The 18803-nt window shown below is 55.8% G+C and carries 19 protein-coding genes and 3 pseudogenes; 10 read left to right on the plus strand and 12 right to left on the minus strand.

Going from position 1 to position 18803, the window contains the following annotated elements:
- The first annotated feature begins 1 nt into the window (after position 1).
- On the plus strand, positions 2 to 763 hold the full coding sequence (locus OYW20_RS09390; protein ID WP_268800411.1) for a DeoR/GlpR family DNA-binding transcription regulator: 762 nt from the start codon (positions 2 to 4) through the stop codon (positions 761 to 763).
- A gap of 99 nt (positions 764 to 862) precedes the next feature.
- Positions 863 to 1300, plus strand: coding sequence for a GFA family protein (locus tag OYW20_RS09395; RefSeq protein WP_268800412.1), 438 nt, complete (start codon positions 863 to 865; stop codon positions 1298 to 1300).
- A 101-nt stretch (positions 1301 to 1401) separates the two neighbouring features.
- Here the strand turns inward: OYW20_RS09395 and OYW20_RS26170 are convergent.
- Positions 1402 to 1542 (minus strand): annotated as a pseudogene (locus OYW20_RS26170) (hypothetical protein); the annotation flags it as partial.
- Between the two features lie 188 nt (positions 1543 to 1730).
- Between OYW20_RS26170 and OYW20_RS09400 the strand changes: the two are divergent.
- Positions 1731 to 1937, plus strand: a complete 207-nt coding sequence (locus tag OYW20_RS09400) for a barstar family protein (RefSeq protein WP_268800413.1) — start codon at positions 1731 to 1733, stop codon at positions 1935 to 1937.
- Positions 1938 to 2012: 75 nt separating this feature from the next.
- On the opposite strand, the gene OYW20_RS09405 is transcribed toward OYW20_RS09400, so the two are convergent.
- Positions 2013 to 3002 (minus strand): LysR family transcriptional regulator, encoded by a 990-nt coding sequence (locus tag OYW20_RS09405; RefSeq protein WP_268800414.1) that lies wholly within the window; start codon positions 3000 to 3002, stop codon positions 2013 to 2015.
- Between the two features lie 102 nt (positions 3003 to 3104).
- On the opposite strand from OYW20_RS09405, the gene OYW20_RS09410 reads away from it, so the two are divergent.
- From OYW20_RS09410 to OYW20_RS09420, 3 genes and pseudogenes are all read left to right on the plus strand, one after another.
- The gene (locus tag OYW20_RS09410) at positions 3105 to 4208 is read left to right on the plus strand and encodes an alkene reductase (protein WP_268800415.1); all 1104 of its coding nucleotides are present in this window, start codon (positions 3105 to 3107) and stop codon (positions 4206 to 4208) included.
- A gap of 144 nt (positions 4209 to 4352) precedes the next feature.
- On the plus strand, positions 4353 to 4736 hold the full coding sequence (locus tag OYW20_RS09415; protein ID WP_268800416.1) for a nuclear transport factor 2 family protein: 384 nt from the start codon (positions 4353 to 4355) through the stop codon (positions 4734 to 4736).
- A 207-nt stretch (positions 4737 to 4943) separates the two neighbouring features.
- Positions 4944 to 5646 (plus strand): annotated as a pseudogene (locus OYW20_RS09420) (alpha/beta hydrolase fold domain-containing protein).
- A 501-nt stretch (positions 5647 to 6147) separates the two neighbouring features.
- On the opposite strand, the gene OYW20_RS09425 reads toward OYW20_RS09420, so the two are convergent.
- The 3 genes from OYW20_RS09425 to OYW20_RS09435 are packed head-to-tail and all read right to left on the minus strand — an operon-like array spanning position 6148 to position 8314.
- Entirely contained in the window at positions 6148 to 7662 is a 1515-nt protein-coding gene (locus tag OYW20_RS09425) for an MFS transporter (protein ID WP_268800417.1), read from the minus strand.
- A 57-nt stretch (positions 7663 to 7719) separates the two neighbouring features.
- The gene (locus OYW20_RS09430; protein ID WP_268800418.1) at positions 7720 to 8109 is read right to left on the minus strand and encodes a GlcG/HbpS family heme-binding protein; all 390 of its coding nucleotides are present in this window, start codon (positions 8107 to 8109) and stop codon (positions 7720 to 7722) included.
- Entirely contained in the window at positions 8015 to 8314 is a 300-nt protein-coding gene (locus OYW20_RS09435; protein WP_268801256.1) for a hypothetical protein, read from the minus strand. The genes OYW20_RS09430 and OYW20_RS09435 overlap by 95 nt, the downstream gene beginning before the upstream one ends.
- Between OYW20_RS09435 and OYW20_RS09440 the strand changes: the two are divergent.
- The 3 genes and pseudogenes from OYW20_RS09440 to OYW20_RS09450 all read left to right on the plus strand — a co-directional run.
- A pseudogene (locus OYW20_RS09440) lies at positions 8300 to 8425 on the plus strand (LysR family transcriptional regulator); the annotation flags it as partial. The gene OYW20_RS09435 and the pseudogene OYW20_RS09440 overlap by 15 nt on opposite strands.
- A 150-nt stretch (positions 8426 to 8575) precedes the next feature.
- Positions 8576 to 9214: a LysR family substrate-binding domain-containing protein gene (locus tag OYW20_RS09445; RefSeq protein ID WP_268801089.1), complete on the plus strand. Its 639-nt coding sequence runs from the start codon at positions 8576 to 8578 to the stop codon at positions 9212 to 9214.
- A 215-nt stretch (positions 9215 to 9429) separates the two neighbouring features.
- Entirely contained in the window at positions 9430 to 10929 is a 1500-nt protein-coding gene (locus OYW20_RS09450) for a sensor domain-containing diguanylate cyclase (protein WP_268800419.1), read from the plus strand.
- A gap of 227 nt (positions 10930 to 11156) precedes the next feature.
- Here the strand turns inward: OYW20_RS09450 and OYW20_RS09455 are convergent, their stop codons facing one another.
- The 4 genes from OYW20_RS09455 to OYW20_RS09470 all read right to left on the minus strand — a co-directional run bounded on the left by OYW20_RS09455 (position 11157) and on the right by OYW20_RS09470 (position 13595).
- Positions 11157 to 11543 (minus strand): hypothetical protein, encoded by a 387-nt coding sequence (locus OYW20_RS09455; protein WP_268800420.1) that lies wholly within the window; start codon positions 11541 to 11543, stop codon positions 11157 to 11159.
- Positions 11544 to 11626: 83 nt separating this feature from the next.
- On the minus strand, positions 11627 to 12127 hold the full coding sequence (locus OYW20_RS09460; RefSeq protein ID WP_268800421.1) for a GNAT family N-acetyltransferase: 501 nt from the start codon (positions 12125 to 12127) through the stop codon (positions 11627 to 11629).
- 30 nt (positions 12128 to 12157) lie between these two features.
- Positions 12158 to 13033, minus strand: coding sequence for a hypothetical protein (locus tag OYW20_RS09465; protein ID WP_268800422.1), 876 nt, complete (start codon positions 13031 to 13033; stop codon positions 12158 to 12160).
- 181 nt (positions 13034 to 13214) lie between these two features.
- Positions 13215 to 13595: a hypothetical protein gene (locus tag OYW20_RS09470; protein WP_268800423.1), complete on the minus strand. Its 381-nt coding sequence runs from the start codon at positions 13593 to 13595 to the stop codon at positions 13215 to 13217.
- Between the two features lie 389 nt (positions 13596 to 13984).
- Between OYW20_RS09470 and OYW20_RS09475 the strand changes: the two genes are divergently transcribed.
- A complete protein-coding gene (locus OYW20_RS09475; RefSeq protein ID WP_268800424.1) occupies positions 13985 to 15445 on the plus strand; it encodes an aldehyde dehydrogenase family protein in 1461 nt (486 codons plus the stop codon).
- A gap of 182 nt (positions 15446 to 15627) precedes the next feature.
- Here the strand turns inward: OYW20_RS09475 and OYW20_RS09480 are convergent, their stop codons facing one another.
- From OYW20_RS09480 to OYW20_RS09490, 3 genes are read right to left on the minus strand one after another with little or no spacing between them, the layout of a single operon-like run.
- Complete coding sequence (locus OYW20_RS09480) at positions 15628 to 16413, minus strand: ABC transporter ATP-binding protein (protein ID WP_268800425.1); 786 nt, start codon at positions 16411 to 16413, stop codon at positions 15628 to 15630.
- Entirely contained in the window at positions 16410 to 17486 is a 1077-nt protein-coding gene (locus tag OYW20_RS09485) for a FecCD family ABC transporter permease (RefSeq protein WP_268800426.1), read from the minus strand. Before OYW20_RS09485 ends, OYW20_RS09480 begins: the two co-directional genes overlap by 4 nt.
- A 34-nt stretch (positions 17487 to 17520) precedes the next feature.
- Positions 17521 to 18660, minus strand: a complete 1140-nt coding sequence (locus OYW20_RS09490) for an ABC transporter substrate-binding protein (RefSeq protein WP_268800427.1) — start codon at positions 18658 to 18660, stop codon at positions 17521 to 17523.
- Between the last annotated feature and the right edge of the window lie 143 nt (positions 18661 to 18803).

Below are 18803 nucleotides of genomic sequence, written 5' to 3' on the forward strand. Positions count from 1 at the left end.
CATGTTAACGCAGCAGCGCAAGCATTTTTTAACTGAACGGCTGGAGCAGGACGGCCAACTGTTGGCTAAGCCGCTCAGCGTCGAACTTGGGGTTTCCGAAGATACGATTCGCCGCGACTTGAGAGAAATGGCCAAAGCCGGACTGCTGACGAGGGTACACGGCGGGGCTTTGCCCGCTTCCCTGGCGATGGGTGATTTGACGCAGCGTCAGACCATCGAGCCGAGGCAAAAAGAAGCGATCGGGCGCATGGCTGCGCAGATGGTTCAGCCGGGGCACGTGGTGATCCTTGATGGCGGCACAACCTGTGCCCAGGTTGCACGACATCTGCCTTTGACGCTTCAGGCAACCGTAGTGACTCACTGCCCTGCGATTGCAGTAGCGCTCAGCGGGCATGTGAAGATTGAAGTCATCATGCTCGGCGGCCGGCTTTACCGGCACTCAATGGTGGGAACGGGGGCGGCGACTCTGGAAGCAATCAGTCGGGTTCGTGCCGATCTCTATTTCATGGGGGTGTGCAGCGTTCATCCAACGGCGGGACTGACGACGGGTGATTACGAGGAAGCGGTCATAAAACGCGCGTTATGCCATGCGGCTGCGCAAACCATGGTGCTGGCTTCTGCAGAAAAGATAGAAACGGCTTCGCCCTATGTGGTGGTCACACTCGCAGAAGTGACAGGCCTCGTGGTTACTCGCGATGTGCCGGATCGGCTGTTGGCCCCGTATCGGCAAATGGGCTTGCAAATCCATCAAGCGAAGGTATGAGCGATCGCTCTGCATCGGTTGTAATAAGCTCTGCCCGCTGCCTTCATTGCCATATTTACAGCTATCGACCAGAGGCAGTCATCGAGAAAGGATAAATAAATGGACAGCAGCGCGAGACCTTTACGAGCTTCATGTCATTGTGGATCGGTACAACTCAAAGTACGACTTACCGAAGGACTCACTACCGCACGACGCTGTAATTGCTCTTATTGCCGCATGAGGGGCGCCGTGGCTGTATCAGCAGAGCTCCAGGACATAGAGGTCACTGCTGGCGAAGAATTGCTTACGCTCTATCAGTTCAACACCCTGCAAGCCAAACACTATTTCTGCTCAAAGTGTGGGATATACACACATCATCAGCGCCGGTCTAACCCAAAGCAATATGGGATTAATGCAGCGTGCCTGGAAGGGGTCAGTCCATTTGATTTTGGAGAGGTGCCAGTGAACGAGGGGCGAATCCATCCAAAGGATCAGTCAGAGGAGGGCGGCCCCACCATTGCTGGATATCTGCGATATCTTTCTAATACTGCTGACTGAGCAAAACATCACGATGTCGCTCGGTATCTCAACGGCTGTTTCTGGTCGAAAGCGACGGGGTGACTTTCCTGTCTCAGTTGCTTGGTCACGCTTCAGTTTGCTCGGCCTGTCTCTGCCGGTATAAGGCTGTCAAAAACCAGATCGAGCAAGTCGAGTTTGTCGACTAAGGCGTCGGCTACGCGTACAGGATTGGTATCACTGAAATAGTCGTCGAGGCTGTCGGGAAGTAAGGTGCTTTGGCCTCAAGGTCCGCTTTGTATCAAGGGTTTAATTACCAACCCCTGAGTTAATCACGTCGGAAATAATGGCAAAACTGCATTGAGGTATAGCCTTTGGAATTTGAGGCTTCAGCTAACCATTGGCTGGCAAACAATTGTTGAGGTGCTGACGATGACCCGATTACGGATCGGTAAAAATTGACTTAAGTGGGGTGGCAAGCGCTGAAGAACTACATTGTGTCTTGAGGGGTGCGCTGGGATTTCCTGGATGGCAGGGCTGTAATTGGGATGCTTTCTGGGACGCAATTACGGGGCTGATTGAAATGCCCCGTGCGTCTGCGGATTTCAGGACAGAATATGTTATCCCCATTGCTGCCGGTATCGACAGGCAGAAATCGGCCAAAAGTGGACATTACTGACTATTCGTAGCCTTGGAATTTCAAAAGATATGTTCTAACTTCATCTGTGCTGATTACTCAATATTTCTGAACATGCTACATTGGGAAAATTAAATCAGAACTTTCTACCTTATTAGCACTGCGCATGAAATCAACAAACGCACGCAGCTTGCCTGGCATGTGTTTACGATGCGGGTAGTAAAGATGAAACGCATCGTCCATGCCGCTGTGCTGCTTCAATATCTGACTAAGTGTACCGTTCTCTAACTCTTTCTTCGCGAAGCCCTCGAAAACGAAACCAATGCCTTGGCCTTGTATTGCCGCATCAAGGACGGATCTCATTTCGTCAAAAATAAAACGCCCTTGAACATCGATTTGAACCATTTGCCCGCCATCTTCGAATTTCCATTCAAAGAACCTTCCGCCAACTGAATACCGCTGGCGAATGCAGTTGTGCTTCAGCAGTTGCTCAAGTGTCTGTGGCTCGACCAGCGTGCTGAAGTAATCCGGCGCAGCCACCACAATTCTTTTTTGTGCCGCTCCCAACTGCACCGCGACCATGTCGTTTTGCACTTTTTTCCCCATGCGCATGCCGATATCGAAACCGGCATTAACGATATCGCCAAGTTGGTTGTCCAGTGATACCTCGACATTGATCAGCGGGAATTTTTCCATGAAGGCGGTTAGATGCGGTTCGATCAAGATGCGGTATGCAACGTACGAAGAGTTGAGGCGCACTGTGCCAGATGGTTGATCAGTCGCCAGCAATACTTGTGACAAGGAGTCTCTGATCAAGGCAAGCGCTGGTGCCAATGCTGCGTTCAATGACGCGCCTGCCTCGGTCAGGCTGACACTGCGGGTTGTTCGATTGAATAGCCGCACATTGAGTTGCGCTTCCACACTTTTGATCGTGCGTGATACCGCCGTTGGCGTGACACCGATTTCTGCGGCGGCGCGAGCGAAGTTCAAGTGCCTGGCGGCAGCCTCGAAGGTTAAAAGACCTGGGAAATGCACCGGCGGTAAAGGAAGTGAACCCTCTATGCCCTCCGCGCGCGTCGGGCTCTGCATTATGACCTTTTTGCTCATACTGTATCCACGCCTATGACTATTTACGTCATTATCATTGGCCTCCATAGTTGATATAGCAAGGAGTTTCATCCGGCAGAACAGTTATCACTAGGAATCACAATGACATTCAACAGCCCATCAACGGATCTTTTCACTCCAATGACGTTAGGGGCCTTATCTCTGGCTAACCGTATTGTCATGGCCCCGTTAACGCGCAGCCGCATGGGGCCAGAAGGCGTCCCCAACGAAATGCACGCTCGCTACTACGCACAACGTGCCAGCGCCGGTTTGATCATTAGTGAAGCGACCAATATTTCCGCGCAAGCGCGGGGGTATGCACTGACGCCAGGCATCTGGACTGATGAGCACGTAGCAGGCTGGAAACTGGTAACAGATGCGGTGCATGCCGCTGGTGGACTTATTGTTTGCCAACTGTGGCATGTGGGGCGCTTTTCGCATGTGGACCTGCAGCCCGATGGCACGGCACCGGTAGCGCCCTCGGCGATTAAAGCCGAAGGCCAGACCTTCACTGAAAATGGAATGATGGACGTCTCCATGCCGCGAGCACTGGAGACATCCGAGATCCCAGGCATTATCGAGCAGTACCGACACGCCGCCGCATGCGCAAAACGCGCCGGCTTCGATGGTGTTGAAGTTCACTCTGCCAATAGCTATTTGCTCGATCAGTTCCTGCGCGACTCTACCAATCAGCGAACCGACCAATATGGTGGTTCGATAGAGAATCGCACACGCCTCACACTGGAAGTAACCGCAACAGTCGTCGAGATCTGGGGTCACGACCGCGTTGGCATTCGCCTCTCTCCCGTAACGCCAGATGCCGGCAACACGCCCTTGGACAGCCAGGTAATGCAAACCTATGGCTATCTGATTGAGCAACTCAATCGCTTCCAGCTCGCCTATATGCATTTTGTCGAGGGGGCTACCGCTACGTCACGCACTGTTCCCGAGAACGTAGATCTCGATGCGCTACGTGCACGGTTCAAAGGCCCATACATCGGCAACAACAATTACGACATCGAACTGGCCGTTACCCGCCGCTCTGAAGGCAAGGTCGATGCAGTGGCTTTTGGTCGCCCGTTTATTGCCAATCCGGATTTGGTGCGTCGATTAAAAGAAGGTGCAGAACTCGCTGTTGCGCCACGCGAAGCCTATTACGGCAACGGCGCCAAGGGTTACACCGATTGGCCTGCGCTCGTTGGATAAGCCAACTGGGCAACACTTCAAAAGTCAGACCTTGGGTCCCAGCAATGGACGCCGCTGCGGAGGGTCGCAGGGGTTGATTTCAATGCCAGCCAGAAGTGGCCGGTTTTTTTAACACGACTCCAATTAACAACCAGGATTACACACATGAACAAACCTACTTATGTGCCGGAATATCAAGCCATCGTTGAAGTACTGAACAAATACAACGAAGGCTGCAAGCAGGCCAAAAGCAGCATCATGAAGCCAGCTTTCAGTGAGCAGGCAACGATGTTTAGCGTCGATGGCGACGGTAAACTGGTCGGCGGCCCGATTCAGACATTGTTCGATGGCATTGACAGCGTGTTCCGCCCGTCGCCTGAAGCTCAAGGTGTAATCGTCAACATCGACATCTTAGGCACCGCTGCCAGCGCGCGCATCGACACCAATGACGTATCGGGCTTTTGCTTTACAGATTTCTTCCACCTGCTGAAAGTCGATGGCAAGTGGACGGTCGTCAGCAAGATCTTCCACACCCACGTCGCGCCTTGAATATCTACCTTCCCTGAGCACGCGGCAGATGAGGGTTTGAACCCTATCTGCCGTGTTTTTCGTTGCAGCCGAGCGGCGCTGCAACTGTGTGTCCGGCACGCGGCCTGAAATCCACTGACTTCGATCGCCTGACCGCAGGCGCAACAAAGTAATACAACAGGCCGCTATGTAATGACGCGCACACTCAGGCGATAAAAAGGAAACATCGTGAAACCTCTCACTTCCGCTTTCTCCCTTTCCGTTGTGGCCCTGTCGCCTGGTAGCGCCTCTGCAGCCGAACGGCCCGGCGTCGAACGCAACGTAGCAAAATTCTTGCAGTCCCTTGAGGGCGGCCAAACGCTCGACAGCATGCCGCCGACCGATGCTCGCGTCGCGCTGGCGGGTGCCCAGGCCGCCTCCAACGTGGCCTTGCCCGCAGCTGAGGTCAGCGAGAAGACGATTCGTGTCAATGACCGCGACCTGAAGCTGACCATCGTGCGCCCGGCCGGCAGCCAACAGAAGACCCTGCCGGCGTTCATGTACTTCCACGGCGGGGGCTGGGTGCTGGGCGACTTCCCAACACACGAACGGCTACTTCCTGACCCAAGACCTCATGGTGTGGTTCTGGGACAACTACACAACTGACGCCCAGGCACGCAAGCAGATTTACGCATCGCCGCTGCAGGCGACGCCCGAGCAGTTGAAAGGCTTGCCGCCGACGTTGATCCAGACTGCTGAATTCGATGTGCTGCGCGATGAAGCCGAAGCTTACGGCCGCAAGCTCGCCGCTGCGGGTGTGCAGGTGAAGTCGGTGCGCTACAACGGCATGATTCACGATTTTGGGCTATCGAACGCGTTCAACCATTTGCCGGCAGTGCAAAGCGCGATCGCGCAAGCATCGCAAGAACTCAAGACGAACCTAAGCCAGTAATTGCAAAAGCATCAGCGCAGCCGAGATCGGCATAAACATTTCAAATGCCTTCTTCAATCAATTGCGGTGACCTGCTCCGAAGGTGAGCGGACAGCTCAGTGCTTGAGCGGTGGGTCAGCATCGTCAGCGCAGTTGATTACAACCGTTGGAGTGGCTGGGTCGGAACTCGCAGCACGAGTGGGTCAAAGCTACTGGAATTAATTGTCAGAACTACAAGCGCCCACATAAATCGCATAAAGACGACAGCCTCGTTCAGAAACATCTAGCATATCTGCAGTGAACCGCTTGGCTTACTGCCCCTGGATTCAACCTATGTTTTTCACACTGTGCGCCAGAGGCGGCCGGTCATCGATGCGGTGGGTATGAAAGCGCTGTCATGTTGCCCGCAGAGCCGACGAGCGTGCCGTCCAGGTCAAAAATGATTGCGTCTGTCTCTACCGGATGGGCAATTTTCAGGTCGTTTATCGACATGGAATTTACTCACGTTTTGCAGGGTGCCTTTTAGATTGCAGGGCTCTGGGAGTAGCTTCGTTTGCTGCGCATCAGCACATACACCGCAGCGGATGCGAGTAGCGAGAACGTAGCGGTAATCACAAATGCGCCCGCGAATCCCTGGCTGTAACTCTGCTGAGCGAGCCCATTCAGTGTTTCGGTTAAGTCGTGGGGATACATCGAGATAGCACGTTCGAAGTCGCCTGCCATGACGTATTCGAAAAATCCGGGTTTAGCAGAAACCCCCGCGTCTATCAGTCTGCTTTCAATCGCAGATTTCACTCCGCTGGCTAGTACCGCTCCCAGTCCGGCGAAACCCAGCAATATGCCGGTGAATCTGGATGTAGTGCTGATGCCGGATGCCATTCCGGCGCGACTCCGAGGAACTGTGCCCATGATGGCCTTCTGTGTTTCGCCATTCAGCAATCCACCGCCTGCTCCCAGAATGGCCATGCCGGAAATCAGCAACAGTTGTCCCTGCTGAACGGCGGCGAACATCAGAACAAGGTTACCCAGTGCAACGATTAAGAGCCCCAGTGGGAGGATTTCTGCGCTCCCAAGATAGGGCGAAAGTCGCCTGCCTACTTGCGGAAAAATCAGCATCGCAGTGGCAAAGGGAAGCATGGCGATACCCGCTTCGACTACTCCGTTTCCACGGCCATTTTGTAGAAAAAGTGGCAGCAGCGATGCCATGACCTGAGCAGATGAGGCATATGCCAGCATCGCAAGCACGGCGCCGACGAAGGGGCTGGCTTTGAACAATTCGAGATCAAGCATTGGGTGGGTGCGACGTTTTTCAACCCAGACAAAGACTGCGAACAACAGCAGGCCTGCGATCATGCTCAGGAGGACAGGGGTGCTCGACCATCCATGACTGGGACCCGCGATCAGTGCCCAGGTGGCACTGAACATCCCCAGCGCGAAAAGCCCGATTCCCGGGATGTCCAGAGTTCTGGGCGTGGGGTCACGAGATTCATCCACCAGCGTCACAACCGCTGCCGCCAGCAATAAGCAGACTGGGATGTTAATAAAGAAGGCCCAGCGCCATCCAAGTGAACTACTGATGACTCCACCAATGAGCGGCGAAACCACCATTGTGAGTCCCATGATCCCGCCCCATATCGCCCAAGCGTGGCTGCGCGCTTTTTCATCGTGAAAGGTGTGTCCGATGATGGCTAAGGCAGGAGCTAGCAGGAACGCGGCTCCGACCCCTTGCACCGCTCGCGCCAGATAAAGGCCTGGTGCTGAAGGCGCCAGACCACAGGCCAGAGAAGAGACTGCAAATAGCGCTATTCCAACCAGAAAGACGCGTCGCCGGCCATACCGGTCAGCGATGGAGCCAGCGGGAAGCAGCAGGGCAGCGAAGCAGAGCACGTAGGTGCTTATGACCCACTCGATTTCTGCAAATGACGCATGAAGATCTCTGGCAATAGTTGGCAATACGATGCCCACGACATTCGTATCTAGAACTGTCATGGCACAGCCCGCCGATGCGACAACCAGTATGGCCGCTTCTTTTCTCATGGAATGGCAGTCTCTTCTAATAACGGGAGCGGTAAGCGCACTTTTTGAAAGGGGCGTTTATTTAAATGCAGCTAGCCCGGCTTGAGCGATCTCTTCATCGTGCTGTGGTGTGTCCGCAGATACCCCGACAGCCCCAACGGTGTGTCCGTTGACGATGATCGGAAAACCACCACGCATCAGCACAAAGCCTTGGGCGGTGGTGGCGGCAGGTCTAGTGCCGTTGATGGCATCTTCCAGCGCGCCGCTGGGACGGCGGAACAGGGCGGCTGTGCGTGCTTTTCCGGGGGCCAGTTCGACGCCTGCCGGCACAGCGGCGTTGTCCATTCGAGCGAGGAGAATAGGCAAGCCGGCGTTATCGACAACTGCGATCACGCACGGCCATCCAGCCGTTTGCGCTTTTGTTTGGGCTGCTGTAAGGATCTGTTGAGCGGCGGCAAGCGAAATCAAGTGCTGCTGCTGGCAGCGAGATCAGAGCAAGGGATCCAGCAAGCCCCAAGGCAGTCGCGATGTCAGGAAGACGGAACATGGTGAACTCCTGATGTAGTGAGTCCAATGATTGGAACAGCGGGGATAATTCAGTACAACAAAGCTTGACCGCTTTATAATTCAGAAAAACTGAATACTGGGTTCCGCTGCCATGGACATTCGCCATCTCCGATCCTTCGTCACAGTGGCGAAAAATCTACATTTTTCACGCTCGGCCGAGCATCTGGGCATTTCTGCCCCAACTCTCACTGCGCAGATACAGGAAGTGGAGAGCTTGTTGGAAGCTCGGCTTTTTAATAGAACAAAGCGGTCTGTCGTTTTGACGCCAGCTGGGGAAGCGTTTCTGACAGAGGCCCGCGCTACTCTCGAACAGTTCGAGAGAGCTGTTAACGTGGGCCAACGCGCAGGCCGAGGCCAGGTTGGCCGAGTGGAAATCGGATACGTGGGTTCTGCTGCCTTTTTCGGGGTACTCCAGGACCAGGTCCAGCGCTTTCGCAATCAGTGGCCAGACGTCATGGTGAACACCAAGGAACTCCCTACCGAGCAGCTCACGGCACTTCTGGAGGACGGTCGGATTGACGTGGCCTTTGTACGGATGCCGGTGCATCTGCCCGACGCAATCTCCAGCCGTATTTTGGCCCGAGATCGATTCTGCATTGCGTTGCCAGCGAACCATCTCCTGGCAAAGACAGTTGATGACATTCGCCCGAGTGCGCTTGCTGGTGAGTTGTTTGTGCTACCTGAACAAGGGTTAGGGTTGCGTGAAGTGGCTAAGCGCGGGCGATTCGATCCATACATTGGTTCGGTTCCCGGAAGTCTGGTCGCAGTGCTGACACAGGTGGCATTGGGTGTGGGTATAGCGGTCATTCCCAGCGTTCTGATTCAAACTGTTCAACTGCCGAACGTGGTCTTTAGGGAGATAGCGGGGCCTCCCATTTTTTCAGAGGTGGGAGCGTTGTTTCGCCGCCATGAGAAATTGCCAATCGTGTGCAACCTGATTAGCCAGATCCTGGAGACCGACGAAGGCGTATGGAACGGCGATCCCTTGCGGAGTGCGAAGAAATGAATGCCTTGGGAGGGGGGTAAGCTTCCGGTGGGTTTAACTGTTCGCAGACCCGTTCGCCACGACAGCTCGAGATTTGAACCATCAACTGTTTGGAGTCCTTCAGATAAGCCCCTTTCTCTGAAACCTGATCCATAAAGATAACGACAAGCGTGCCGATAGTCCAAAGTACTCCAGGTTACTGCACGCTGTTTTGGGCGATGAGCAAGGGACACAAAATGATGTTTGATCGTCAGAACGCACTCAAAGCATCAGACGTGACTCTTTGCGGTCTGGTATGCCTGGCCGGAGTGGCTGTCACGTTCCTGGTGTTGATGCTGTTCCTAGGGTCAGAGCAGCGTACCGTCAGCGTTGCTTTTCAGCTGGAGGTCGACGAAAGATTCAGTCGCCTGCAACGACGCGTTAATACTCAGGTCTTGAAAGTAGACGTTGTGAGGCGTTTCTTTATCAACGCCGACGATGTCACTGAAAAGGAGTTTTTGGGATTCGTAACGCCTCTGGTTGGAGAGGACGAATCCTATAGCTGGGTACCAAAAATTCTCGAGAAGGATCTACAAGCGTTTCGCGCTAAGGCGCTTCTGAACGGCACCAGTGATTTTTCATATCATGAAATTAATCCCGTCACCGGAGAAAGAGTCCCCCTCGCCAGCCGGCCAGAACACTGGATACTGCTCTACTTATTGAAGCGAGATGACGTAAAGATCATACCCGGCATGGATGTTTTGGCTCGCCCGGGTCGCGAAATCCTGATGAGCAAGGCACGAGAAACACGTCAAATAGTGGTGTCCGAACCGTTGAACATGACCAATGGGCAGTCGGGGATTTTCTTTGTCGCACCGGTATTCCAGCAGTCTCCTGACGTTTCATTGAACGATGATAATTTGCAGGGGTTCGTTGTATCCACCGTACGCTTGGCTTCTTTGATGGAACAAGGGATTCCATCAACGAGTTTGCAACGACTGAACGTGACGCTTTCGTTGATCGACACTCAGCATCATGGGGAAAAAATTTATCAGAGCCTGGCCCCTGCAACCCCTTCAGCGCTGTACGCGCAGCGGATGCTGAAAGTAGCCGACCAAACTTACTTGATCCAGTTTAGACCCAGCTCAACATTTCTGATCGCCAACAGCCACGCACTGTCCATCGGCCTGATTATCGTATTCGGAGCAGGGTTGACGCTGCTGCTGACCTTGATGGTGTACTTGCTGATAACCCAGCGCGCCCGCGCCCTCTCGCTGGTTGATGAACGTACGCAAGACTTGCGTGTGCTGAACATTACCGATCACCTGACCGGAGTTTACAACCGCCGATACTTCGAAGAGTCGATGGAGCGACTGCTCATCGAGGCTAACGTGCAATACCGCTCTCTGACGCTGATTATGTTTGATATCGATCACTTCAAACACATCAACGACCGTTGGGGCCATCAGTGTGGCGATAACGTTCTGAAGTCGTTGTGTGCACGAATACGTTCGGCAACACGCACGACCGATCTGCTGTGCAGGACAGGGGGAGAGGAGTTTGCATTGATTTGTCCGGATACCGAACTGAACGATACAAGGCTGCTGGCAGAAAAGCTTCGAGCGCTAATAAGCACTCTACCGTTTGATGATGTTGGGCAGGTAACTTGCAGCTTCGGCGTTGCAAAGTGGAATCCAACAGAATCGTTTGACGCTTTTATTAGGCGTGCCGATACCGCGATGTACAGTGCTAAATAAAATGGTAGAGATCAAGTCCAACTTGCAGATATGTAGCAGAACGGCTACCCAAACATTACTGCGGAAAAAGCCAAAACTGGACAGTCTTGGAGGCGCGGTTTGCCTTCATGTCACCATTCCATTTTCCAGCATGGCCTCCTCATGGGAAAAGGGGACGGATTTATTTCTACTAATGGAAAGTAAAAAAATAAATCCATCCCCTTTTCGCTCATCACTGATGATCGTCTCTACAATCCGGATGATTTTGAAAGTTTAATATATGCGCCGAGTATCATTAAGGCTGTTAGAAATAAAGCGCATAAGCCCCACAATAAAAATAATAAACGTTTCAAGTTTGGCGGGAGATTTCTCACGTCCGCAAGGCTCACTATTCCCCTTTTGTGGCAGAGGGTAGGCATTGCAAGGACTAGAGTCAAAAACCCATTGCGAATAGCTTTTCCAAGCAGGCCCGCTTGAGCGTAGGCACTTTTATTAGACTCTACAAAAGCACTGGTCGGCATCAGGCTCTCAGCTTTTTCTGTATGAACACGGATAACATAAATCAACCAAAGATCGATTAATATCATAGGTATGCCAATGAATAGACTAATCAGGCCCAACGGTATGTTGCTCATTGTAGAGTTCTTCCATTCATTACTCGTCAAATTGATCTTCTATCTCACCGGATCAAGTTGAGGGGCAACTTGGATCTGCCAAGCTAAACCCTGAGAACAAACCGATACTCATGATCGTCCCCGTTTTTCTGGGTAACCTGCTCAAGCACGAATCCGCAGCGCTCCAGGACTTTAGCCGAGCCGATATTGTAGGCGTATACCTGAGCAGACAACTGGTTGAGGTGCCACCGGGACTGCGCCTGCTCTATCAAATGCTTCACCGCCAAAGTCGCCAGGCCTTTACCACAAACGTCTTGAGCAATCCTGTAACCCACCTCGGCTGAACGGCCGGACAACCCGATGTCCTTTAGATTGGCCCTGCCGATGATCACCCCTCGAGCATCCTCGATCACACACGAATGCCACGTCCCTGCGGTGTAGCGAGTGAGGTAATCGGAGATATGTTCGCTGACACCCTGAAGTGAATAAAACGCAGGATCGCGGGGCGTGATGGAGCGCTCGAACCACGCGCGATTTTCCAGCTCGAAATCCAGCAGCGCCTTGGCGTCGGCGCTGCGCAATGTTCGGATGTCGATGGACTCCATAAGGCTACTTCCCTGTATTGACCATGAACGTCAGTCGTCGAGTGTGCCGTTCATTAGCAGATGTTGCACATCATCGGTCAGTTGATTGTTCGCACCCAGGTAATCGATGAGCTCAGCGGCGCGACTGCCGCGCAGTCCTGCCGTGGTCAGTTCGCCGTCGCGTACGTAGGTGTAAAGCCCCGACACGGCGAACGCTTTCAACGTGCTGACGTGCCGCGCCTGGTCGGCGAGGGTGTCCTTGAACACCTGGCTGTCGAAAAAACGGCGGCGGGCGAGTGGGCTTTCGAATGCGATTTCCATCACGGCCAAGGATTCGCGATCAGCATTGGCAAAGTGCGCGACGTTGGGTGCCGGTGGGTGCATGCCGTCGTTGTTGAAGGGTTCGCAAAAGTGCAGACGCAATTTCAGGACTCCATCGGCAGCACCCAGCACGCTCGCCAGGTCATTGGCCAGATAGTCGTGCAAGTCTGAAAGGCTTGAACGCGGGCTGAAGTGCACGTGGATACGATCATGCCGGTCCAGGCCGTTGAAGGTTTCATCGTTGAGGCGGTTTACGACGTCCACGGACCCTTTGGGTAAATCGTAGGCCAGGGTCTCGTCGAACATGTTTTGTTCGTCCGAGAACAAAATCGGGCTGGCGTCCTGGAACTGTTTTTGATCGACGCCAGACGCAAAGCCGATTTCTACGCCGCCATCCAGTTCATAGTCGGCGATCTCTTTTATCCCGTCGGCGAGTGGCCACAGATGGGCATCCTGATTTCGGGAAAAGTGGTGCTGGATATAGAGCCCAAGGCCCGCCAAGCGTGAACACAGGGGGCCATGAACATCGCGCCAATAGGTCGCGAACACTTCATGCGGGACGCGCTCGCGCCTTTTGACGGTGGTGTAGCTATTGATTTCGATCACGGTTTTGGCTCAGTTAGCTGCTGGTTAAAGCAGTGGAACGCTGGCGGCGTGAGGTCGTTCAATTTAATCGGGATGAGTGAACAGTTGTGACGGGGGCGAGGCGGCATGTCGACATTAATGAACGCTGCGAATTACTGGCAGCCGGCCGCGGTCTCGTATTGCTCGTGCCCGGCTATTAAGATTACGAGCAGTGTCCCTTCACCGCATACAATCCGGCGACGCGGCTGCGCCAGTCTCCGCCGTGTTGCGCGCTGCATTCTTCCTCTGAATCGAATTGCACGCAGCGGTCCAGGCGAGAGACGTCCACTTCGGCATCGGCAAGCGCCCGGGCGGTTAATTCGCGCATCCGTGCATCCTGTCCGCCGGCAAGGGCGTGCTCTTTGTGAAGGCGGGTATCGAACACCCAGATCACGCGAAGGCTCTGTCTAAACGCCCCATAATCCACCTCGTGGGTGAGCCATTCAAAGCCGATGATTTCAGCTTTTGCGGTCTCGCACGCCTCGGTAAGGGCCGCAACCAGACGGCGCCCGGTACGCACCTGTCCGCGCTTGTTTGAAGGCATCGCGGGTTTTCCTTGATGTGTGGCTTTTAAGTCCGGTGCCAGCTCGTCGCTGGCCCTGTGTTTTTGCATGGTCTCATGATTGCCCTTTCTCAAGAGCGGTCAGACGAAGGGATAAATATTTGATCGCGTCGCGCCTTGCCGGCGTGGGTTCATCATGGCGCTGGCGCCCATCGCCACTCTCCTCGATGCGCCGGCACGCACCTTTCATCCGCAGTGACGTTGCCTGGCCGCGTTAATGCAGCGTTCGCCGGTTGGATACAGCAGATTATTCTTTGGCGCTTTGAAGAACGGCGTCATTTTTCCGAAGCGCTTTGCTAGCTTATTGCTATGAAGCGGCAGGGCGGTTTGATGCCCCTCGCCGCGTTTGCCATGAGCCAAGGAGCCGTTGGATGCCACCCCTTTCTTCGAATAGCCACCGCGTTGATCCAGAAACCTCCCAGCGCTTTTACATCGATGGTCGCTGGTGCTCGCCGACGACGGCGGCCACGTTGCCGGTGATCAATCCCGCGACCGAAGCCGTGGTTGCACACGTGGCAAGCGGGTCTGCGCAGGACGTTGATCGTGCGGTGGCCGCAGCACGCGCAGCGTTTCCCGGCTGGTCCGCGACGCCAGCGCAATCGCGAGCTCAGATACTGGGCAAAATTTACGACCTGATTATCGAGCGCAAGGAGCAGTTGGCGCAGGCGTTATCACTGGAAATGGGTGCGTCGATCACGTCTGCCCGCGCCATGCAGGTGCCACTGGCGGCCGAGCATGTGCGTGTCGCCCGTGATCTATTGTCAACATACTGCTTTCAAACGGTTGAGGGCAGCACCGCGATTGCACGGGAACCGATCGGCGTTTGCGCGCTGATCACGCCGTGGAACTGGCCGCTTTATCAAATCACTGCAAAGGTAGCCCCTGCCATCGCCGCCGGCTGCACAGTGGTGCTCAAGCCTAGCGAGCTGTCACCGCTCAGTGCCTTGCTGTTCGCGCAGCTGGTGCACGATGCCGGTCTGCCGTCAGGCGTTTTCAACCTGGTCAACGGCAACGGCCCCGAGGTGGGCGGTGCCATGGCGGCGCACCCGGATGTCGACATGATTTCGATCACCGGCTCCAACCGTGCGGGCGCTCTGGTGGCGCAGGCTGCGGCTACCACGGTCAAGCGCGTTACCCAGGAGCTGGGGGGCAAATCGCCGAACGTGCTGTTGCCTGATGCCGATTTCAACACGGCGGTGGCGCAGGGCGTGATGTCAGCGTTCCGTAATGTCGGCCAGTCTTGCAGCGCGCCGACCCGAATGATTGTGCCCAGGGACCGTCTGGCAGAAGTCGAAGCGCTGGCAGCTGCAACGGCCAACGCGATCATCGTCGGTGATCCGCAATCCGAAGAAACAGTGCTCGGTCCGATTGCCAACGAGGCTCAGTTCAATCGTGTTCAGGCCATGATCGAAGCGGGGCTGAGCGAGGGTGCCAGGCTGATCTGCGGCGGACCCGGGCGCGTGCAGGGGCACGACAAAGGCTTTTTTACGCGGCCGACGGTGTTTTCGGAGGTCGGCACCGGGATGCGCATCGCGCAGGAGGAAATCTTCGGCCCGGTGTTGTGCATCATCCCGTACGAGACGGTCGATGAAGCGGTCGCGATAGCCAACGACACGGTGTACGGGCTGGGCGCGCATGTTCAGGGACAAGACCTGGATCTGGCCCGCTCGGTTGCGTCCCGTATCCGCGCCGGTCAGGTGCATCTCAATTACCCGGCCTGGGACCCCATGGCACCGTTTGGGGGTTACAAGCGTTCAGGCAATGGCCGCGAATACGGCGTACATGGCTTTGAGGAATACCTGGAAACCAAGGCGATCATCGGGTTTGCCTGATGGCCGACGACGGTCGATGCGCAGGCCGCTGCCGCGCATCATGCCTCGCGCGTCTCCCTGTACGCGCGAACTCATTCGCGTGGCGTAGAAATTGGTTCAACGCGCCAGGCTGTCTCGCCAACAAGTTGGCTGCTACAGAGAGCATCAGACCGGTGCGAGCATGCGTTCCGGTCGAGGGAGGCTCAGGCTGGTTCGAGCACGGACACCGGATAGATCGCGGTAAACGCGCCGTCGTCGACGCTCAAAGCGCGGCAATCGACGCCGTACACGTGTGCCAGATTTTCCGGGGTCAATGTGGACCGGGTCGAGCCGCTGCAATGCACATGGCCCTGATGCAGCATCAGCGTGTCGTCGGCGTAGCGGCTGGCGAGGTTCATGTCATGGAAAATCGCCAGCGTGACGATGTTCTGTGCGCGCGTGTAGGTGCTGACCGCGTCCAGTATCTGTAACTGATTAGCCAGGTCCAGCGCCGACGTCGGTTCATCCAGCAGCAACAGTTGCGGGCTTCGCACCAAGGCCAATGCCAGCGATATCATCTGCCGCTCGCCGCCGGACAGTTGTCCGGGCTGGCTCTCGGCGAACCGCTCCAAGCCCAGCAACTCGAGCATTTCAGCGGCTTTGCGCTGCGCGTCCTTCCCGGTTTTCCAGCCCCTTGCAGTGCCCTGTTGGGCGAGCAGGAGCAATTCGTAGGTGGACAGCCGCACATCGAGGTGCGCCAGGTCTTGCGCGACGTAACCGATCAACTGAGCACGTTTGACCGCAGACGCCCCGAGCAACTCGGTGCCGTTGATAATGGCCGAACCGTGCGCTGGTGCCAGCCCGCACAAGCCTTTCATGAACGTCGATTTGCCCGCGCCATTGGCGCCAAGCAACGCCAGTGTCCGACCGGCCGACGCAGTGATGTCCAGACCCTTGAGGATCTGCTTGCCGCCCAAGGTCACCCGGTAATTGGCAGTAGAGAAACTCATCGGGAAGTCAGCCTTCGGTCGCGCAAGATAAGAATGATGAAAAACGGCAGGCCGATCAGCGACGTGACCATGCCGATGGGCAATACCGCGCCGGGCACGATGAGCTTGCTGGCGAGCGAGGCGAGGGTGACGAAGATGATCCCGCAGGCGATGGTCACGCCGATGGTGAAACGCTGATCTTCACCCACCAGCAACCGTGCCACGTGTGGCGCCACCAGACCGACAAAGCCGATGATCCCCACCACCGACGTAACTGCGCCCGCCAGCAAGGCAGCCAGCACCAGCATCACGGTGCGCAATCGGCGTACCGGAATACCGAACACCACCGCCTGCTCGCCGAAACTGCGCAGAGCCGTCAAGGCCCAAGCCTGGACCAGCACCACCGGGATCGCCACCAGCGCGATCACCGCACACAGCGTGACTTTGTTCCAGGTCGCGTGCAGCAACGAGCCCATCAGCCAGAACACAATGCTTTGCAATTGGTCGGTACTGGCCACGTACTGGACCAGCCCGAGCAGCGAGCTGAACACGAAATGCACGGCAATCCCCAGCAGGGTGATGGCCTGCAGGCCGACGTGGCCCCGTGTCAGCAGCAAGATCATGCCCACGGTCAGCAGCGAGAACAGAAACGCATTGGCGGTCACGATCAGGTCGGCACCAAAGCCGGGTAACGCCTGGCCGAGCGACACATTGAAAGCCAGCGCCAACGATGCGCCAAAGCCTGCGGCCGACGAGATGCCCAAGGTGAAAGGTTCAGCCAGCGGATTGTCGAGGACGGTCTGCATCATCAGTCCCGCCAGCGACAGGCAGGTGCCGGCGAGCACCGCCATCAGCGTCATGGGCATACGCAGTTCCCAGAGGATGACCCGGGTGCTGGTGTCAACGCTGTCCGGTTGCAGCAACCCCGCGATGGCCTCGCCGAACGTCAGCGTGCCGGAACCCACGATCAAATCAGCGACGAACGCTGCGACCGCCAGCACCAGCAGTGCAATCAGCAGCACGCTGCGCCGCCAGACGGTGTGACTGTAGCGGGCCTGCGAGGTGAGGGGGGCAGGCTGGATATGAGCAGTCATGGCCGCAGTTCGCTCATCAAGGTGCATAGACCGTTCAATTGACAGGCGCTGGCGAATAGAGGATCGCCGGCACCGCTTTCAAGCCCGTGAGGCCGAACAGTGTGGTCAGGCTGTTTGCCGTGTCCAGTTGCTGAGCGCTGTCGGGGTAGAACGCCTGATTGAGGTATTCAAGGGCCAGGATATTCCAGGAGCTGGCGTAAAACTGGTGGTAGATACCATAGACCCGGCCGTTCTGGCTGGCTTTCAGTTGCGCGAAGCCGGGACGTTTCTGCAACACGCTCAGCGCGTGATCGATCAGAGGCTGGCGAACGCTGTCACCAAAGCCGTAAGGCGGTGCAACCGAGGCGTTGCCGGGGAATTGCGAGCCGGTCATCACGTAGACATCGGGCTTCTTGCCGAGCACCGTTTCAAGGGTGACATCGCCGGTTGCGCCGGGCAGCAGGCTTGAGCCCAGGTTTTGGCCGCCAGCAGCTTGCACCAGCTTGCCCCAGTAAACGTCGCCGTGCGTGAAGCAGCACGCCGATACGCCGCCCTGTCCGGCCTTCGCTTCCACGAACACCAGTGGTTTTTGCGTGTGCTGTTTGATGATGCCGTCGATCTTTGCCAGACGCTCGCTGTAGAAATCAAGGTAGGCCTTGGCTTCTGCTTCGCGGTTGAGCACCTTGCCGAGCAGCGCGACGGTCTTCTGGCTATTAGTGACCGGATCAAGGTCGCTGTCGACGAAGACCACCGGAATCTTCAGTGCCGCCAGTTTTTGCGCAACGCCTGCGTTGTCCAGCGATGCACGGGCGCGTGTCTGGAATACCAGCAGGTCCGGGCGTGAGGCGACGATGGCCTCTAGGTTCAGATCGCCATCATCCCCAAACTGCATGTCGATGGCCTGATTCGCAGTTTTCGGCCACTGGTTTTCGAAGACTTTCCAGGTGTTGGCGTCCGAGCGCTTGACGATGTTGTTCCAGGCAACGATGCGCTGGAAGGGATCGTTGCGGTCCAGCAAGGCCAGGGTAAAAAGGTCGCGCCCGTCCTGAAGAACAATGCGTTTGGGTTCGTGAGCGATTTCCACCTGGCGATTGGCAACGTCGGTGACGGTCACGGGATAGGTCGTGGCGTGGGCCAGTGTCTGACCGGTCAGCAACAGACCGAGACCGGCGATGAGGTGCTTGAAGACGTGCATCTAGGCATCCATAACAGCGGAAGGGGAGGCGTTGATCGAGGGTTTTCACGACAAGGCGATTAGAAAAAACAGCGACAAGGATATGATAATAACTATCATTCGTCAGTTAAAAATGTGGTACCCGGCTAAGTTCGTCGCCATCC

The sequence above is a fragment of the Pseudomonas sp. BSw22131 genome (assembly GCF_026810445.1).
In the GTDB taxonomy this organism is placed as follows: domain Bacteria; phylum Pseudomonadota; class Gammaproteobacteria; order Pseudomonadales; family Pseudomonadaceae; genus Aquipseudomonas; species Aquipseudomonas huanghezhanensis.

Coding starts and splice junctions, on each gene's coding strand:
- OYW20_RS09450 (WP_268800419.1), top strand. CDS start 9,430: ATGATGTTTGATCGTCAGAACGCACTCAAAGCATCAGACGTGACTCTT.
- OYW20_RS09455 (WP_268800420.1), bottom strand. CDS start 11,543: ATGAGCAACATACCGTTGGGCCTGATTAGTCTATTCATTGGCATACCT.
- OYW20_RS09480 (WP_268800425.1), bottom strand. CDS start 16,413: ATGAGTTTCTCTACTGCCAATTACCGGGTGACCTTGGGCGGCAAGCAG.
- OYW20_RS09425 (WP_268800417.1), bottom strand. CDS start 7,662: ATGAGAAAAGAAGCGGCCATACTGGTTGTCGCATCGGCGGGCTGTGCC.
- OYW20_RS09485 (WP_268800426.1), bottom strand. CDS start 17,486: ATGACTGCTCATATCCAGCCTGCCCCCCTCACCTCGCAGGCCCGCTAC.
- OYW20_RS09390 (WP_268800411.1), top strand. CDS start 2: ATGTTAACGCAGCAGCGCAAGCATTTTTTAACTGAACGGCTGGAGCAG.
- OYW20_RS09415 (WP_268800416.1), top strand. CDS start 4,353: ATGAACAAACCTACTTATGTGCCGGAATATCAAGCCATCGTTGAAGTA.
- OYW20_RS09470 (WP_268800423.1), bottom strand. CDS start 13,595: ATGCCTTCAAACAAGCGCGGACAGGTGCGTACCGGGCGCCGTCTGGTT.
- OYW20_RS09405 (WP_268800414.1), bottom strand. CDS start 3,002: ATGAGCAAAAAGGTCATAATGCAGAGCCCGACGCGCGCGGAGGGCATA.
- OYW20_RS09410 (WP_268800415.1), top strand. CDS start 3,105: ATGACATTCAACAGCCCATCAACGGATCTTTTCACTCCAATGACGTTA.
- OYW20_RS09475 (WP_268800424.1), top strand. CDS start 13,985: ATGCCACCCCTTTCTTCGAATAGCCACCGCGTTGATCCAGAAACCTCC.
- OYW20_RS09460 (WP_268800421.1), bottom strand. CDS start 12,127: ATGGAGTCCATCGACATCCGAACATTGCGCAGCGCCGACGCCAAGGCG.
- OYW20_RS09395 (WP_268800412.1), top strand. CDS start 863: ATGGACAGCAGCGCGAGACCTTTACGAGCTTCATGTCATTGTGGATCG.
- OYW20_RS09435 (WP_268801256.1), bottom strand. CDS start 8,314: ATGGCGAATGTCCATGGCAGCGGAACCCAGTATTCAGTTTTTCTGAAT.
- OYW20_RS09490 (WP_268800427.1), bottom strand. CDS start 18,660: ATGCACGTCTTCAAGCACCTCATCGCCGGTCTCGGTCTGTTGCTGACC.